We start from the raw sequence: 18,686 nt of genomic DNA, 5'->3' as shown, positions 1-18,686 counted from the left end.
AATCTCAGCTTGTATACTTTATGTAACAGACAAAATTTGCATAGCCATCGCCACAATTACAACTTGCCGGTGTAATTAAAAAATCTCAAATCAACAATTGTTACATGAAGAAAATTCTATTTTTCGCCATCATTATGACATGCTGGTCCGCGATGGCCTTCGCACAGAAAGGACTGCTCACCGGCCAGGTCACAGACCTGCAAAAGCTTTCACTTCCGGGAGCTGTGCTCCATCTGGAACCCGGAAACCTACACACCGTTTCAGATACCTATGGAAAGTTTCAGTTCTTAAATGTTCCGTTGGGGGACTTTACACTTACGGTAACTTATATAGGCTACAACACCTATACCCAGAAAGTAAGCATTAGCAAGGGCAAGGTAATTCCGGTAAACGTGACGATGCAAGAATCTACTGTAATTGGTCAGGAGGTTGTAATCATGGGAGATAGGCTCCGTGGCCAGGCCAAGGCTTTAAACGTTCAGAAAAACAAACTGAACATCTCCAATATTGTCTCAGCCGATCAGGTGGGACGGTTCCCTGACGCCAATATCGGTGATGCCTTAAAACGTATTCCAGGCATCACCATGCAAAATGATCAGGGTGAAGCGAGGAATATCATCATTCGTGGCCTGGCACCTGAATTGAACTCGGTTACGCTGAATGGCGACCGCATTCCTTCCGCAGAAGGTGACAACCGCAGGGTACAGTTGGACCTGATTCCATCAGACATGATCCAGACCATAGAAGTAAATAAGACACTTACTCCGGACATGGATGCCGACGCAATCGGTGGATCGGTTAACCTGATCACCCGTGCAACACCAAATGGGCAAAGGATCTCAGCGACCTTCTCCGGAGGTTACGCTCCGATCCGTGAAAACCCATTGTACAATGCGAGCCTGGTTTATGGCGACCGTTTCTTTGAAGATAAGTTTGGTATCGTGATAAGTGGTTCTTACAATCATAACAACTATGGTTCAGATAACGTAGAAGCAGTTTGGAAAAAAGACGATTTTGGGAATACCTACGTAGAAGAACAAGATATCCGCAAATATGATGTGAAACGCATCCGCAGGAGCTTTGCTACAGCCATGGATTTTAAGTTTAATGAAAAGCATCAGATCAGTCTTAATGCGATGTACAACTGGCGTGATGACCTGGAAAATAGGTACCGTTATACAATGAAAGACATAGAACCACTTTACGATGCGAATGACAACATCATTGGTTATGAAGGAGCTATCAACCGACAGACCAAAGGTGGTATCGGAAACAACCGCGTAGACAATGCCCGTCTCGAAGATCAGCGCGTACAAAACTACTCGATCAATGGAGATCACCTCCTTGGACCTAAACTGGATATGCACTGGGCGGTCAGCTATTCTACAGCAAGAGAATACCGCCCAAATGAACGTTATATTGAGTTCGAAACGGGTACTTTGAATTTCAACAAAGACTTTGGTCCAAGCCGGTATCCCCTTCTAAATGTGTCAACTCAGCCTTCACTGGACGAATATGAGCTGGATAAAATCACCGAAAATACAGATGAGACCAAGGAAGACGAATTGGGTGCCAAACTTGACTTCAGGATACCATTTTCTTTGGTCAGTGGACAAAAAGGTCGCTTGAGGTTCGGTGCAAGGCTCCGTTTAAAAAACAAAGACAGAAACAATACTTTCATGGAATATGAACCGGTCGATGGAATCGAAAATCTGTCGCAGACCACTCTTCGTTATTGGGGCGGCGACAAATGGCAACCGGATACTAAATACGTTCCTGGAAATTTCGCGAGCAGAGAATTTCTCGGCGGACTACAATTGAGCAATACTTCATTATTTGAAGGAGAAGCTGATCCAACGGAATTTCTGGCCGCAAATTACAAAGCTAAGGAAACCATCATCGCAGGCTATTTAAGATGGGACCAGGACTTTAGCGAGCAATTTTCAATGATCGCCGGTCTCCGACTGGAAAACACTCAGATCCGCTACTCAGGAAATCTCATTCAGGATGAAGAGGATCTAGAAGGGACAAAAATCACTAAAAACAAATACCTTAACGCCTTACCAGGTTTAACATTCAAATACACCCCCGCAGAAAATCTGATCATCAGGGCTGCGGCGACTACAGCATTGGCAAGACCAAATTATTACGTACTTTCTCCCTTCGTCAACACAATTATGGATGATGCTCAGATTGATGCAGGGAACCCAGACCTGAAAGCATCCTATTCCTGGAATTACGACTTAATGGGTGAATACTACTTTAAATCTGTGGGTATCTTTTCCGGTGGCTTATTTTACAAAAAGATCAACGACTTTATCTACAATTACAGAGATGAAAACATGACCACAGACAAATTTGCTACGCAGTTCCCCTACATGAGTAACCCGATTCCTGTCAACGAAAACTGGACATTGGTACAGGCGAGAAATGGAGAAAGTGTAAAGGTATACGGCTTTGAGGTAGCCCTACAACGTCAACTTGATTTCCTCCCTGGCAAATTCTTAAAAGGTTTTGGTATATACACCAACTACACATATACCAAGTCAAAAACTTCAGGCATCTATAATGAAGATGGTGACCTGCGTACCGGTATCCCGCTTCCGGGTACTACCCCTCATATGTTTAATGCCTCATTTTCATGGGAAAACCAAAAATTCTCTGCACGTATCTCCATGAACTACGCTGCAGATTACATCGACGAACTGGGGGGCAACGATTTTGAAGACCGTTTCTACGACAAACAAGTTTTTCTGGATGCCAATGCTTCTTATGTAGTCGCTAAACACTGGCGCATCTTTGGTGAGGCCAACAACCTGACCAATCAGCCGCTGCGTTATTACCAGGGCATTTCCTCCCAAACCATGCAAATGGAATATTACCGCAGTAAATTTAATCTTGGTCTTAAGTTTGACCTCAATAAATAATCCTCATGAATATTAAAATATATCAACTCCTACCGCTCCTAATACTCAGCCTTACCGCCTGTAACAATGAAAAACAGGGTACCATATCGCCGAATGCGCTAAAACCTGCGGCCATTACAGACACAGTGGGACACGATACCGATGATCCCGCAATCTGGATTCATCCTGCTGACTCCTCAAAAAGCCTGATCATTGGCACAGATAAAGATACCGATGGTGGCTTATATGCTTACAATCTGGATGGAGGGATTGTCAATAAGGTAACCGGACTAAAAAGGCCTAATAACGTAGACATTGCCTATGGCTTAAACATCAACGGTAAACTGGTAGACATTGCCGTAGCCACAGAAAGGGAAACCAACATGATCCGAATCTATAGTCTCCCTGACCTCAAACCCCTTGACAAAGGCGGTATACCTGTGTTTGAAGGGGAAAGTCAGAGAGATCCGATGGGGGTATCGCTTTATACCGCCCCGGATAGCAACATTTACGCAATAGTTGGCAGGAAAACAGGTCCTTCAGATCAATACCTATGGCAATATAAACTGACAGATAATGGCCTGGGCGGAATTAAAGCTGAGGTGGTACGCAAGTTTGGTAAATACAGCGGAAAAAAAGAAATCGAGGCCATTGCAGTTGATAATGAGTCGGGATTTATCTATTACTCCGACGAAACCGTAGGTGTTCACAAATACTATGCAGATCCGACCAAAGGAAATGAAGAGCTTGCGTTCTTTGCACAAGATGGTTTTACCAGCGATCATGAAGGCATTTCCATTTACAAAACTGGTCCGAAAACTGGCTACATCCTGATCTCCAACCAGCAAAAAAACAGTTTTATGGTGTACCGAAGAGAAGGAAGCAAAGCAAATATTCATGAGCATCAACTGATCACAGAGATTGATGTGTCTACAATTGAAAGTGACGGCTCAGATGTAACGAATGTAAACCTCGGCCCTAAATATCCAAATGGACTATTTGTAGCCATGAGCAACGGAAAAGTGTTTCAATATTATGACTGGCGTGACTTGCAGAAGAAAATCGACGCAGCTAAAAAGTAACAAAAAGGGCAGTCCAAAAATGGACTGCCCTTTTATCATATCCCTCTAAAAACCTCCGACAAAATCTCATAAGAGCGGAGTCTTGCAAAATGATCGAAAATATGTGCTGAAGCCATTACCTCATCGACACCAGTCTGATCTATAAATTGCTGAAGATCAGTTTTAATAGTCTCTTTACTTCCCACAAAAGTACAGGCAAGCATCTGGCTGATCTGTTCTTCTTCATAATCAGACCAAATCCCTTCCATACTGTCTACAGGCGGCGGAAGTAATTGACGTTTGCCGGTGATCACACCTCTGAACATTTGGTACAGGGAAGTTGCCAATTTATTCGCCTCCGCATCAGTCTCGCCAGCAACCACATTCACACAGGCGAGCACATAGGGCTGTTGCAAATGCTCCGAAGGCTTAAATTTATCTCTATAAATGTTAATGGCAGTCATAAACTGCGCCGGGGCAAAATGGCTTGCAAAAGCGTAAGGTAATCCCAATGCCGCTGCCAGATGTGCACTATCGGTACTAGAGCCTAGTATCCAGATCGGGATATCCAATCCTTCGCCGGGAATGGCCCTCACACTGCTCCCGCTGTTTTCCGATGAAAAATAGGCTTGTAATTTCAATACGTCCTGTGGAAAGGTTTGTGCAGCCTGGAAACGTTGCTCACCACGGATAGCCATAGCCGTGACCTGATCCGTACCAGGCGCCCTGCCCAAGCCCAAATCAATACGTCCCGGAAACAGTGATTCGAGTGTTCCAAATTGTTCTGCAATCACCAATGGCGAATGGTTTGGCAACATAATGCCTCCTGAACCTACACGTATAGTTTTGGTAGCTGCGGCAATATGCCCGATCACTACAGAGGTAGCAGAACTGGCTACACTGATCATGTTATGATGCTCTGCCAACCAATAACGGGTATAGCCAAGGTCTTCTACGTGACGTGCAAGATCGGCACTCTTTTTAAACGTGTCAGCAGGTGTTTTGCCTTCTATTACCGTCGCTAAATCTAAAACGGAATAGGGAATATTGGTGATTGATCTTTTCATATGCTTATTGATGCGAACAAAATTAAAGCCTGAAACGCTAAAATCCCGTTCGCACCAGCTGATATGACGCTAATACTACAAGTATTACCTATTGGTGTTCTATCTTATAAATTGTAGTCTGTTGATAACGCTCTCCTGGTTTTAATATCGTGCTCGGAAGCGATGGTACATTCACACTGTTAGGTGCATGCTGAGTCTCTACACAAAAGGCACCAAAGGGCTCATAATGAGCTCCGCCTTTTCCGTTTTTTACGTCCAGGTATTTTGCTGTATAAAAATGGGCAACTGGTTCAGTAGTGTATACAGTGAGTTTTAGCCCACTCGCAGCCTCAGTAGTTTCCGATGCCAATGTCAGTTCCCCATACGCCTTGTCGAGCACATAAGTCTGATCATAGCCCAGCTCCGTATCCCAGTTTTCACCAATCGGTTTTCCGGCAAGAAAATCATGATGTGTTCCGGCTACAGGAATCAGTTTTCCAGTCACGCAGTAGGTATCATCCTGCTCTAAATAATAACTGGCAGGCATTCTATGGTGATGATGGATGATCGGACCTCCATCCGGACTGAGGTTAAAATAACTGTGATGCGTCAGATTGATCGGAGTAACAGCGTCTGTAGTGGCTTTATAGTCCAATATCAGCTCATCCTCGTCAGTCAGCTTAAAGGTGAGTTCCACAACAAGATTGCCTGGAAAACCTTCTTCAGCTGCCGGACTCACATAGCGCATGGTCACGCTTGGGTCTATGGTAGACAACACTTCCCATACCCTACTGTCGAAACCAGTTTTGCCACCGTGTAAACAGTCATAACCTGTATTCTTAGCCAGCTGATAGTCTAGACCTTCCAAATTAAAACGTCCATCTTTAATGCGGTTCGCGTATCTTCCGATCACTGCACCGAGATATGGGTAGTTCTCGCGATAGCCTTCACTCAGGTATTGATCGAAATCATCAAATCCCAGAACAATATCTTGCTTTTCCCCTTGTTTATTGGTCACCACAAATTTGCTGATGATCGTGCCATAATTGTACACTTTTACATATGTCCCTTTGGTATTGGTCAGCTCAATACCAATGACCTCCTGACCATCTATGATTTTTCCCGTCTTTACTAGCTTAGTGTTCATCTGTATCTGCTAAAATGTTATGTTTTATGAGTTAAAATGTATGTTATTGTGGCTTTGAACTTATAGGATTCGGTTCATAGTCGTATATTTAGAACCGAAAATGAGATCACAGGCAATACTATAAATACTTTATTAAAACTAAAACAATAATTTAAAATATTACAATGAAAGCTGAACTAACCAAAGAATTCCTGGAGCACTACAAACACGAACCTGCACAATACTATTTTACTCCCGGACGCGTCAACTTGATTGGTGAACACATCGATTATAACGGTGGCTTGGTCATGCCCTGCGCCGTCACCTTAGGCACATGGTTAGCGCTTGCACCAAACAACGAAAATGTAATCCGTTTCAAAAGTCTGAACTTTGAAGAAGAAGCTACCATTGAGCTGAAAGACAGCTATGTCAAAGACGGGAAAGGATGGTATAACTATCCACTGGGCATCTTTAATGAAATCCTGAAAGACCACAAGATCCCTGGCGGCCTGGACTTGCTTTTTACAGGCAATATCCCGATCGGATCCGGTCTGTCTTCTTCTGCCTCTATTGAGGTGGTCATGGCTTATGCATTAAACGATTATTTCAACCTGGGCTACGACAGATTGCAGTTGGTGCTAATGGCCAAACGGGTTGAAAATGATTTTATCGGATTGAATTCAGGTATCATGGATCAATTTGCAGTTGCCTTCGGCGAAAGCCATAAAGCGTTGGTTCTTGATTGTGATACATTGAAATATAAAGCAGTTGACTGTAACCTGGGCGAATACAACCTGGCGATTATCAATACGAACAAACCCCGTAAACTGGCTGAATCCAAATACAACGAACGTGTAGCAGAATGCCAGACTGCCCTGGAACAATTGAACCAGGAAATTAAGCTACATGCCTTATGTGAACTGACTGCTGAAAAATTTGCATTGCATAGTCACCTGATCACAGATGAGACTGTATTGAAACGTGCCACACACGTCATTAAAGAAAATGACCGTGTACACCTGGCAGCGAAAGCATTGAGCGAAGGCGAACTGAATGAATTCGGCCGCCTGATGTACGCTTCGCACCAGTCCTTAAGGGAACTATATGAAGTATCGGGTGTAGAACTGGATACTGTAGTTGATTTCTGCGCTGGCTATGAGCCAGTGATCGGGGCCCGCATGACCGGTGCCGGATTTGGCGGTTGCGCTATTGCTTTGTTAAGGAAAGGACAGGAAGAGGATTTTGCCAAAAAATTGACCCAATACTATGAAGAGCGCATTGGCTATGCTCCTGGAATCTATGTCAGTGAAATCGGCAACGGTGCCAGCGCCATCTAATCTGACACCCACAGCATGCAAAAATTAAAATTAGACGAACTGAACCGGGTAAGTGTAGAAGAATTTAAAGAACAGGAAAAACTCCCGGTCATTGTGGTGCTCGACAATGTACGTAGCATGCACAACATCGGTTCTATCTTCCGTACCGGCGATGGCTTTTCCATTGCCGGTGTATACCTTTGCGGCATCACTGCCCAACCTCCGCACAGGGAGATTGAAAAAACGGCTCTGGGTGCTACCCAGTCACTGAACTGGCAACATTTTGAACAGACAACCGAGGCTTTAGCGTCGCTTCGGGCCGATGGTTATGAAATTATCGCCATTGAACAAGCATCAGGCAGCACCATGTTACACACCTTTAAACCCTCAGTTGATAAGAAATATGCGTTGATATTTGGCAATGAGGTCAATGGTGTAGACGAAGCGGTCATGAAAATCATAGATGAATGTATTGAAATTCCTCAATTCGGAACCAAACACTCCTTCAACATCACCATTTCAGCGGGAATTGTACTTTGGGATTTCTTTGCTAAATTGAGATTGTAAAAACAAATTCGCCATATGGAAAATGCACTGCTCAAGAAAATGTTTTTCAAGCCAGCCTTCACACTCATTCTGGCTAATGCCCCTGAAAATGCCGGTGCTATTCTGGGTAATATCCAAGAAATCAGTATAGTTTCTGAAGAAGCTAAGATTTTTGATGCACTACTGCTGTTCGTCAAAAACAGTACAGAACTTAGTCAACAGTTGAGCATATGGGGACCAAAGATCGCCGATAAAACCCTGGTATGGATTGCCTACCCAAAGAAAACCTCTGGTATTGCCACTGATCTGAAGATGGAAAAATGGCAAGAATTGGAACCATACCAGTTAACTCCATGTGGCTCAGCAGCTATCGATGAAACCTGGACAGGTTTGCGCATCAAACCTGTAGGAAGCGTCAAATCATCGGGAATTGGCAATCAACAGATCAAGACCAATGAGTTTTCGGAATTCATAAATGTAGACCAAAAAACAGTCACAGCACCACCTGAACTGGCCAGATTATTTCTGCAACATCCTCAGGCGGGTCAATATTTTGAATCCCTCGCTTATTCTCACAAAAAAGAATATGTAATCTGGATCCTGACTGCGAAACAGGAAGCCACACGCATCAACCGCTTGCAGAAAACTATAGAGATGCTGATGACCGGCAAGAAAAACCCTACAGAGAAATAGTAGACATCAATGAGAATCAAGCATAAAAAAACACCGGCAATCCTGCCGGTGTTTTTTCGTTATATCCAATAGTTTAAACGATTCAATAATTAAGCAAAGGGAATACCATCCTTAGATGGCAAACTGCTGTGTCCCATCAAATACTGGTCTACCTTGCGGGCAGCTTCCCTACCTTCAGAGATCGCCCAAACTACCAAAGATTGTCCACGACGCATGTCGCCGGCAGCAAAGATTTTGGCAATATTCGTCTGGTACTTACCCTCTTCCGCTTTCACATTACCCCTGTTGTCCAATTCCACGCCCAACTTCTCGATCAGGCCTTCTTTCTGCGGATGCAGGAAGCCCATTGCCAATAACACCAACTGACAAGGCAGGTCGCGTTCTGTACCTGGTTTCTCCTTAAAGTTAAGGGGACGGCCAGAAGGATCAATTTCCCATTCTACATCCACCACCTTCACCGCTTTCAGGTTACCATTTTCATCTTTAATAAATTCCTTAGTATTCACTCCCCAACCTCTTTCGCAGCCTTCTTCATGTGAAGAAGTCACTTTCAGTAACATGGGGTAAGTTGGCCAGGGCATATTGTTTGTCCTTGCAGTAGAAGGCATCGGCATGATCTCAAACTGAGTTACGGATTTCGCACCCTGACGATTAGAGGTACCAATACAGTCTGAACCTGTATCACCACCACCAATCACGATCACATCTTTTCCAGTCGCCAGAATGGCTTCATCCTTAACTTCAAAATTCTTCACGCGTTTGTTTTGCTGTTTCAGAAAGTCCATCGCAAAATGTACTCCCTTGGCATCCCTGCCAGTAGCTGGCAAGTCACGCGGAATGGTAGAACCACCAGCCAATACGATAGATTGATAGTCTCTCAGCAGGGTATTCAATTCTACATTCACACCTACGTTTGAATTGCATTTAAATACAATACCTTCTTTCTCCATCAGGGCGATACGCCTGGTCACCACATCTTTTTGAAGTTTGAAATCAGGGATACCATAGTTCAGCAAACCTCCCGGCGTATCATCACGTTCATAGACTACTACCTCATGTCCCGCTTTATTCAGCTGTGCTGCAGCTGCCAGACCTGCAGGTCCTGAACCGATCACCGCGACCTTCTTACCGGTACGGATCAAAGGTGGTTCTGCTTTAATATAACCTTTTTTGAAAGCAGTTTCTATAATGTGTTTTTCGATTTCCTCGATAGAGATCGGCGATTTGTTAATGCCCAATACACAGGCAGACTCACAAGGTGCCGGACAAATCCTTCCTGTAAATTCAGGAAAATTATTGGTACTCAGCAAAATGGTAGAGGCCAGATGCCAATCTCCTTTATATACTGCCTCGTTGAATTCCGGGATCACATTACCAAGCGGGCAACCCGACTGACAAAATGGCACACCGCAATCCATGCATCTTGCAGCTTGTTTATTTACTTCCTGCTCTTCCAGCGCATCTACAAACTCATTGTAGTGCGTTAAGCGAGATTTGGCATCTTCTTTACCAGGAGCAGTCCTTTCATATTCTAAAAATCCAGTTACTTTTCCCATGGTTATGCTTTGTTTAATTGATTAGTACTAGTCATTTGGTTAAGGTCTTAAACTGTGGCTTTGGCTTTGTTCATTAATACAGCTTTGTATTCTTTAGGGAATACCTTGATGAAATGCGCTGATTGTGTTGCCCAATCAGACAACAGGAACTTGGCTACGCTACTTTCGGTCAGTTGGGCGTGTTTTTTCAATAAGAAGGCAATCCTAAGTTCGTCTTGTTCATCCAAAGGATCCAGGTCTACCATCTCCTTGTTGCATTTACTTGCAAAGTCGCCGTTCACATCGTAGATCCAGGCTACTCCACCGCTCATACCAGCAGCAAAGTTGGTTCCGGTAGTACCGATCACCAGCACCTCACCTCCAGTCATGTACTCACAACCGTGGGCACCCAAACCTTCTACTACTGCCGTGGCCCCAGAGTTACGCACGGCGAAACGCTCACCAGCTTGCCCACGGACAAACAGCTCACCAGAAGTTGCACCATATAGGGCTACGTTACCGATGATGATGTTCTGTTCCGGAACATATTTATTTTCACTGAATGGATAGATGGCTAGTTTAGCACCAGAAAGCCCTTTACCAACATAATCATTAGCTTCACCTTCCAGGTGCAAAGAAATTCCTTTTGTCGCAAATGCACCAAAACTTTGTCCAGCTGAACCCTTGAATTTAAAATTAATGGTATCAGCAGGCAGTCCCTGACTCTTATATACTTTGGAAACTTCGTTAGACAACATGGTACCGATCGAACGGTCGATGTTGATCACAGAGAATTCTTTATAGATCGGCTCTTTAGTTGCCAATGCTGGCTGAGCAGCAGCAATCAACTGGTGATCCAATACATTCTCCAAACCATGATCCTGACTTTCAGTATTATACAAACTCAATCCGTTATCTGCTGCTTTAAACAAGATTTTAGAGAAATCCAAATCTTTCAATTTCCAGTCAGATTCATCAATGTTGCGTACTGTAAGTGCGTCTGCTTGTCCTACCATTTCCTGGATCGTTCTGAAACCTAACTCAGCCATGGTTTCTCTTAATTCCTGTGCAAGGAAGTAAAACAGATTCACGACGTGATCCGGCTCACCGGTAAACAGTTTTCTCAAGTTTGGATCTTGCGTTGCCACACCTACCGGACAAGTATTCAGATGACACTTACGCATCATAATACAACCTGCTGTCACTAAGGCTGCGGTAGCTACACCCCATTCTTCAGCTCCAAGTAATGTCGCTATAGCAATATCTTTACCGGTTTTCAGCTGACCGTCAGTCTGAAGGACCACACGACTTCTCAACCTGTTTTTTACCAAAGTCTGGTGTGCTTCGGCCAGTCCAAGCTCCCATGGCAAACCTGCGTGCTGAATGGAAGTCAGCGGAGAAGCTCCTGTACCACCATCAAAGCCCGAAACCAGGATCACATCTGCATGGGCTTTAGCCACACCGGCAGCAATCGTACCTACACCTGCTTTAGAAACCAGTTTTACGTTGATACGGGCTTCACGGTTGGCATTTTTCAAATCGTAGATCAGTTGAGCCAAATCCTCAATCGAATAAATATCGTGATGCGGAGGAGGAGAAATTAATCCCACGCCCGGCGTCGCGTGACGCACTTTTGCGATCCAGTCATCTACTTTGTGCCCCGGTAGTTGTCCACCCTCACCTGGTTTTGCACCCTGGGCCATTTTAATCTGCAGCTCATCTGCATTAGTCAGGTAATAACTCGTTACGCCGAAACGTGCAGAAGCAATCTGTTTGATCGATGAGCGCATAGAGTCACCGTTTGGAAGCTTCTCGTAACGCAGTTCATCTTCCCCACCCTCACCTGTATTGCTCCTGCCACCAATGCGGTTCATGGCAATCGCCAGTGTAGAGTGTGCTTCGTGAGAGATTGAACCGAAAGACATCGCTCCTGTTGCAAAACGCTTCAGGATGTTCTCAATTGGTTCTACCTCTTCGATCGGCACGGCCGGACGGTTGTATTTAAATTCAAATAAGCCACGGATGGTGTAAGCTTGCAAAGTTTGCTCATTCACCAGTTTCGCATATTGCTTATAGGTATTGTAATCATTTTTTCTGGTTGCATTTTGCAACAAGTGGATCGTTTGCGGATTAAATAAATGCTGTTCTCCTTTGCGTTTCCATTTGTAGTTACCACCTGTAGGCAGGATCGCATCCGGACGTGTAGCCAGTTTGAAAATCCTGTTGTGCTTGATCAGGGTTTCTCTAGCAATCTCATCCAATCCCAATCCACCAATCCTTGATACTGCACCAGTGAAATATTTATCTACCACTGTTTTATTGATACCTAAAATCTCAAAGATCTGTGCACCATGGTAAGATTGTAAAGTAGAGATTCCCATTTTAGAGAAGATCTTCAGCAAACCACCATTGATAGAATAGATGTAATTGTTCACCATCTTTTCAGTCGTCATGCCTGCTTCCCTGCCAAAACCACGGATGGTCTCCAGAGCTAGATAAGGATTTACTGCTGTAGCACCAAAGCCGATCAGTGTCGCAAAATGGTGTACTTCCCAAACATCTCCAGCTTCCACCACGATGCCAACTGCGCCACGGTATCCTTTGCGGATTAAATGATGATGAACCGCAGAAACAGCCAGTAGCGACGGGATCGCAGCGTGCTCAGAATCCAGTGCCCTGTCAGACAAAATAATTACCTGAAATCCGTCTTCCACAGCATCCACAGCATAACGGCAAAGACGTTCGATACCTTTAGCCATCGATCCTGGTTTTCCATCCGCCCTGAAATAGGTCTGCAAAGTTTTAGACTGGAATACACCAGTGTCAATACTTCTCAATTTCTCCAGTTCTGTATTGGTCAATATCGGGTGTTTGATACCCACGCAGTGACACTGCATGGCAGTTTCTTCGAGTAAGTTACCGTTGGCTCCCATGAATCCCGCAAGACTCATGACCACCTTTTCCCTGATCGGGTCAATTGGCGGGTTGGTCACCTGCGCAAACAATTGTTTGAAATAAGAGGAAAGGTGCTGTGGTTTCTGGGAAAGTACAGCCAAAGGAATATCAGTTCCCATAGAACCGATTGCCTCTTTACCCTCTACTGCCATCGGTTTTAGCACCAGATCGATATCTTCTCTGGTATAACCAAACACCTGCTGGTAACGGAATATAGATTCTTCAGAAAGCCCACTGAATACCACTCTTGGTTCAGGAAGCTCTTCCAGTCTGATCTGGTATTTATTGATCCAATCGGCATATGGCCTGTTGCCACATACCTGTTGTTTAATTTCGGTATCTGAAATGATACGGCCTTGCTCCATGTCTACTACAAACATTTTGCCTGGCGTCAACCTGCCTTTCTCTATGATCTTACTTTGATCCAGGGCCAATGCACCGGCTTCCGAAGCCATGATCACCAGGTCGTCCTCCGTAATTGCATAGCGCTGCGGACGCAGTCCGTTTCGGTCCAATGTCGTACCGATCAGGTTTCCATCAGTAAATGAAACCGCTGCCGGTCCATCCCATGGTTCCATTAAAGTCGCATGGAATTTATAGAATGCTTTTTTCAGCTCATCCATATCATCATTACCATCCCAGGCTTCCGGGATCAGCATCATGAGTACATGCGGCAGCGAGCGGCCGGAGTGCATCAGTAATTCTACTACATTATCCAAACAACCTGAATCGGAGTTGGTCTCATCGATGACAGGCAATAATATATTCAGTTCTTCAGGGGTAAAATATGCGGAGGCAAAAGACTTCACACTCGCTCTAAACCAGTTAAGGTTGCCCTGCAAGGTATTGATCTCACCATTATGGGCAATATATCTGAAAGGCTGAGCCAGTCTCCATGAAGGAAAAGTATTGGTTGCAAAACGCGAGTGTACCAAGCCAAATGCAGATACAACACGTTTGTCACCCAGTTCGGTGAAGTACGATCTCACCTGCAATGAGGTCAGCTGGCCTTTATAAACAATTGTCCTGGAAGAAAAGGAGGCAATGTAAAAATCACCATTAATACCCTTCACTGTATTGTTGATCGTTTTGGATAGGTAATTTTTGAATACGTACAGTTTACGTTCGAAATCAGCACCTGCTGCAATGGCGTACGGACGTGCGATGAACAACTGCTCCATTTCCGGCTCTACAGATAGCGCCATATCGCCAATGCCTTCGGTGTTGGTCAGCACCTTTCTGAAACCCAATACTTCCAGGTTCAGTTTTTCTGCAGCACGATAAATGATTTCCCTGCATTCTTCTCTTGCTTTCACATCTTTGGGTAAGAAAAGCATCCCGACGCCGTAATCACCAGATTCATTCAGACTGAACCCGATCTTAAGACATTCATCGTACAGGAACTCGTGTGGTATCTGAATCATGATACCGGCACCGTCTCCCGTATTGATCTCGGCTCCTACTGCCCCGCGGTGATCAAGATTTTCAAGAATGGTTATGGCGTCTGAAATGATTTGCTGCGATTTTCTGCCCTTGATATGAGCGACAAATCCGATCCCGCATGCATCGTGTTCAAAACGCTGGTCGTATAACCCCTGGTTATCTTGTGATTGTTCCATAAGTCCGTTTAAATATAGTTTGGTATAGTGTATTTGAGACACTAAGATAAGAAATTATTTCAATGAATTATAATATTGATATATTTTTTAAGAGATATGCAGTAGTTTTAAAATAATACCATCCAAAATTGCAATATTGATAATTTACATCGTTACCAATTACCATAATCACAATACCGCTATTTAGAATAATTTTGCATAAGCAGGAGAGCCTCTATTTTTACAAAAAATTCGCTTTTTGAGCTATTTTTAGAGTTTCCTGGCCCCCATCATTAGCTTGCTCTAGAACAATTTCACTTCAAATCAGGGTTACCGGCTCAGCATATTAAAGATATGTAAATTTTTTATCAAGTTCAAGACATTTAATGTCAATGGATTATGTAAAAAACGGCCAAAAAGTAAAAATAAATACAACATTTCTTTTTGCAAACTGATGTCTTTTGCTACTTTTGTGGCGGGCAAGTCTTTTACGATCAGCTCCCTTTGAACTCCCCCAGGGCGGGAACGAAGCAAGGGTAGAAGGTTGTAGCGATGCGATAAGAGGTGCTTGCCCACTTTTTTCTTTTTCTTAGAAAAAAGGCAAGCTCCATAAGATCAGCATTTCCATTCTTCAAAATAATTTAACCTTAGGCGGACATTTTTAACAGCTAAATTCCCTAATTTAGGCCTCGTAAAATATTTTACACAACATATTAACCAATGCTAATAATTAAATAACATGAAATTTTTCATTGACACAGCAAATCTTGATCAGATAAAAGAAGCACAGGACCTGGGCGTTTTAGACGGAGTGACCACCAATCCAAGTCTAATGGCTAAAGAAGGTATTACCGGTGATGCTAATGTAACAGCACATTATAAAGCAATTTGCGATATCGTAGATGATAACGTAAGTGCTGAAGTAATTGCAACTACTTATGACGAGATCATCAAAGAAGGTGAAGCCCTGGCTGCACTGAATCCTAAGATCGTTGTGAAAGTGCCAATGATTAAAGACGGTGTAAAAGCCATCAAATATTTTACTTCAAAAGGAATCAAAACCAACTGTACGCTGATCTTCTCTTCAGGACAAGCGCTATTGGCTGCTAAAGCAGGTGCTACTTACGTTTCCCCTTTCCTGGGCCGCTTAGATGACATCTCTACAGATGGTCTGCAACTGATCGAAGACATCCGTTTGATCTTCGACAATTATGGATACCCTACACAGATCTTAGCTGCATCAATCCGCGGACCACTACACATCGTAGCCTGCGCTAAATTAGGTGCTGATGTCATCACCGCTCCTTTGGCTGCAATTACTGCATTATTGAAACACCCATTAACTGACAGTGGTCTGGCTACTTTCTTAGCTGATCATAAAAAAGCTGCTGGATTATAATCCTAAAAGCGCATAAAAAAGCCTCGCTGAAATATTCAAGCGAGGCTTTTTTTATTTCTTCTCTTCGGTCAGTTTCTTCATACCTGCTGAGTAGGTCTTCATCTCTGTGCCTGCCAACACGCCTTTCACCAGGTCGTAATCGATCTGTTCATCAGGAACAATCTCTATCCCCTTCACACCAGCCCCGTTGGCTGCCTCTACATCACGCGGTTTGTCGCCAATCATGACCGACAATGCCGGATCAATCTCGTACATGTCAATCGCATCGAGCAGCATCTTAGAACCCGGCTTTCTGCATTCACAATCGCCGGTTACGGTCGGATGGTGCGGGCAATAATAAAACCCTGCAATATCTGCTCCTTTAGCCACAAAAGCGTTCCGGAGCATCTGGTGCATCACCGCGAGTTCCTGTTCTGTATATCTTTTCAGGGCAATCCCACCCTGATTGGTGATCACGATCAGCAGGTAACCTTCATCGAAAAATCGCTTTAATGGTTGAATCTGGTAATTCAGGATTTCAAAATCTTCTACCCTGGTGATGTAATCGTAGATCTCATGGTTTAAAACTCCATCGCGATCCAGAAAAATAGCTTTATTCATTTCTTTGTTTGATATATTGCGGCAATTCTTAACTGCCCCAAATATGGGAATATTAAGCTAAACAAAACCACTTTATCCCTGTTATTTAACCAAATAGACAGTATTTTTAAACTCTAAGTACCACTAAGAAGATGCCATACATTAAAAAGAACCCTGCCAACAACCAATCTGTAAACCTATTTTTTGAAGACCTCGGACAAGGAAAACCTGTTGTACTCATCCATGGCTGGCCGGTTTCCCACGAGATGTGGGAATATCAGGTCAATGCATTGGTAAATGCCGGATACCGCTGTATCGCCTATGATAGAAGAGGTTTTGGCCAGTCAGATAAACCCTGGTCTGATTATGATTATGATACCCTGGCTGCCGATCTGAATGAAGTGCTGACCGCTCTTGACCTTTGGGAAGTGACCTTGGTAGGCTTTTCGATGGGTGGTGGCGAAGTGGTTCGTTACCTCGGTAAATATGGCTCTTCCAGAGTTGCAAAGGCCGTATTGATCAGCTCTGTAGTGCCCATACTTGTCAAAACCCCAGATCATGAAGAAGGTGTACCTGAAGAAGTATTCAATGAGATGATCGCGAAAATACAGGATGACCGTCCAGCGTTCCTTACAGAATTTGGAGAACAATTTTTTAATGAAGGAATTCTCAATAAGCCGGTGAGCAAAGAAATTCAGGCCTGGATGCACCACATGGCGGTATTGGCCAGCCCAAGCGCAACTGCGGCCTGTGTACGGTCCTTCTCAGAGACAGATTTTAGGACTGATCTTACAACCATTACTGTCCCTATGATGATCATTCATGGAGACGCTGATAAAACCGTTCCCATAAAAGCAACCAGTGAAATCACCGCTTCCCTCCTGCCCAATTCAGAATACTATATTCTGGAAGATGCCCCTCATGGACTATTCATCACCAATAAAGCAGAAGTAAATCAACTATTGGTCAATTTCCTCCGTAAATAAAAAGCATCAGCTGATCCTCCGTACATTTGCCACATGAAACTCAACCTTAAAGGTTCACTTTATGTGCTCAGCGGAGCGATCAGCTATGGCATATTGGCCACTATTGTCAAATACTCCAATCACCTGGGCATCCACACCAGTGTACTTACATTTATGCAGTTCTCCGTTGGCGTTATGTTTCTGGTTATATTTACACAATTCAAAAATAAAAGCCTGAATATCCCCCCTGCAAAGAGCAATGGAAAATCCATTGCTAAGCTATTGGCATTCGGAACTTCACTCGGGCTCACCAGCTCTCTGTATTACCTGTCGATCCAATTCATCCCGGTTTCCCTTGGTATTATCCTGCTGATGCAATCCATCTGGATGAGCATGATACTGGAGGCGCTGGTCAACAGGCAACGCATTACTCCGACCAAACTGATTGCCACCCTTACAGTCATCATCGGAACACTTTTGGCCACCAATATTTTGTTCGAACCTACCGCCATCAACTGGTTGGGCATATTGATCGGGTTAGGCGCCGGTTTGTCTTACACCATTTCTATGTATGCTTCCAGTAATATTGAAAGCCAACTACCCAATTACGTCAGAAGTAAATACCTGGTAATGGGTGGCTTACTCGCCATCATCTTATTCTGGAACATTGACATCATCCAACATTTCAACAGTATAAATATCTTATGGTGGGGTACAATTCTCGCTATATTCGGAACCATTGTGCCACCGCTCCTATTCACTAAGGGTATTCCCCTGATCGGTATTGGGTACGGGTCCATCATCGCTGCAGTAGAAATACCGGTTTCCATCCTATCGGCGCATCTGGTACTGGGCGAGCAGGTCGGCGCCATGCAGTGGTTGGGCGTGATGATCATTATTGGCGCTGTAGTAGTGGTCAACCGCAAGCCTGGCTGAACAAAAAGAGCTGATATTTGTTAAA

At 44.0% G+C, this 18,686-nt stretch carries 13 protein-coding genes and 1 other RNA gene; 9 read left to right on the top strand and 5 right to left on the bottom strand.

Annotated elements, in window-relative coordinates:
- Window positions 1-104: 104 nt before the first annotated feature.
- Together WAE59_RS07125 and WAE59_RS07120 are read left to right on the top strand one after the other, a co-directional pair.
- A complete protein-coding gene (locus WAE59_RS07125) occupies window positions 105-2,927 on the top strand; it encodes a TonB-dependent receptor (protein WP_337855247.1) in 2,823 nt (940 codons plus the stop codon).
- Between the two features lie 5 nt (window positions 2,928-2,932).
- Entirely contained in the window at window positions 2,933-3,988 is a 1,056-nt protein-coding gene (locus tag WAE59_RS07120; protein WP_337855246.1) for a phytase, read from the top strand.
- Between the two features lie 35 nt (window positions 3,989-4,023).
- Here the strand turns inward: WAE59_RS07120 and WAE59_RS07115 are convergent, their stop codons facing one another.
- Together WAE59_RS07115 and WAE59_RS07110 are read right to left on the bottom strand one after the other, a co-directional pair.
- Entirely contained in the window at window positions 4,024-5,034 is a 1,011-nt protein-coding gene (locus WAE59_RS07115) for an LLM class flavin-dependent oxidoreductase (RefSeq protein ID WP_337855245.1), read from the bottom strand.
- Between the two features lie 88 nt (window positions 5,035-5,122).
- Window positions 5,123-6,160 (bottom strand): aldose epimerase family protein, encoded by a 1,038-nt coding sequence (locus tag WAE59_RS07110; protein ID WP_337855244.1) that lies wholly within the window; start codon window positions 6,158-6,160, stop codon window positions 5,123-5,125.
- 164 nt (window positions 6,161-6,324) lie between these two features.
- Between WAE59_RS07110 and WAE59_RS07105 the strand changes: the two genes are divergently transcribed.
- Genes WAE59_RS07105 through WAE59_RS07095 form a run of 3 tightly spaced genes read left to right on the top strand, consistent with a single transcriptional unit; the run spans window position 6,325 to window position 8,694 of the window.
- Window positions 6,325-7,476 (top strand): galactokinase, encoded by a 1,152-nt coding sequence (locus tag WAE59_RS07105; protein ID WP_337855243.1) that lies wholly within the window; start codon window positions 6,325-6,327, stop codon window positions 7,474-7,476.
- A gap of 15 nt (window positions 7,477-7,491) precedes the next feature.
- The gene (locus WAE59_RS07100; RefSeq protein ID WP_337855242.1) at window positions 7,492-8,022 is read left to right on the top strand and encodes an RNA methyltransferase; all 531 of its coding nucleotides are present in this window, start codon (window positions 7,492-7,494) and stop codon (window positions 8,020-8,022) included.
- Window positions 8,023-8,037: 15 nt separating this feature from the next.
- Window positions 8,038-8,694 carry a YdeI/OmpD-associated family protein gene (locus WAE59_RS07095; RefSeq protein ID WP_337855241.1) on the top strand — a complete coding sequence of 219 codons (657 nt, stop codon included), beginning with the start codon at window positions 8,038-8,040 and terminating at the stop codon, window positions 8,692-8,694.
- An 89-nt stretch (window positions 8,695-8,783) separates the two neighbouring features.
- Here the strand turns inward: WAE59_RS07095 and WAE59_RS07090 are convergent, their stop codons facing one another.
- Window positions 8,784-10,250: a glutamate synthase subunit beta gene (locus WAE59_RS07090; protein ID WP_337855240.1), complete on the bottom strand. Its 1,467-nt coding sequence runs from the start codon at window positions 10,248-10,250 to the stop codon at window positions 8,784-8,786.
- Window positions 10,251-10,297: 47 nt separating this feature from the next.
- On the bottom strand, window positions 10,298-14,803 hold the full coding sequence (gene gltB / locus WAE59_RS07085; protein WP_337855239.1) for a glutamate synthase large subunit: 4,506 nt from the start codon (window positions 14,801-14,803) through the stop codon (window positions 10,298-10,300).
- 456 nt (window positions 14,804-15,259) lie between these two features.
- Between gltB and ffs the strand changes: the two genes are divergently transcribed.
- Window positions 15,260-15,359, top strand: an RNA gene (ffs, locus tag WAE59_RS07080) — signal recognition particle sRNA small type.
- Window positions 15,360-15,521: 162 nt separating this feature from the next.
- Window positions 15,522-16,181, top strand: a complete 660-nt coding sequence (gene fsa / locus WAE59_RS07075; protein ID WP_337855238.1) for a fructose-6-phosphate aldolase — start codon at window positions 15,522-15,524, stop codon at window positions 16,179-16,181.
- 51 nt (window positions 16,182-16,232) lie between these two features.
- Here fsa and WAE59_RS07070 read toward each other — a convergent pair whose 3' ends face one another.
- Window positions 16,233-16,781 (bottom strand): D-glycero-alpha-D-manno-heptose-1,7-bisphosphate 7-phosphatase, encoded by a 549-nt coding sequence (locus WAE59_RS07070; RefSeq protein WP_337855237.1) that lies wholly within the window; start codon window positions 16,779-16,781, stop codon window positions 16,233-16,235.
- A gap of 131 nt (window positions 16,782-16,912) precedes the next feature.
- Between WAE59_RS07070 and WAE59_RS07065 the strand changes: the two genes are divergently transcribed.
- Entirely contained in the window at window positions 16,913-17,746 is an 834-nt protein-coding gene (locus tag WAE59_RS07065) for an alpha/beta fold hydrolase (RefSeq protein ID WP_337855236.1), read from the top strand.
- Window positions 17,747-17,779: 33 nt separating this feature from the next.
- The gene (locus WAE59_RS07060) at window positions 17,780-18,661 is read left to right on the top strand and encodes an EamA family transporter (RefSeq protein WP_337855235.1); all 882 of its coding nucleotides are present in this window, start codon (window positions 17,780-17,782) and stop codon (window positions 18,659-18,661) included.
- Window positions 18,662-18,686: the final 25 nt, after the last annotated feature.

Origin of the sequence: Pedobacter sp. GR22-6, from assembly GCF_037402555.1 — a bacterium.
GTDB lineage: Bacteria > Bacteroidota > Bacteroidia > Sphingobacteriales > Sphingobacteriaceae > Pedobacter.
This window is presented reverse-complemented; position numbering and strand designations above follow the sequence as displayed.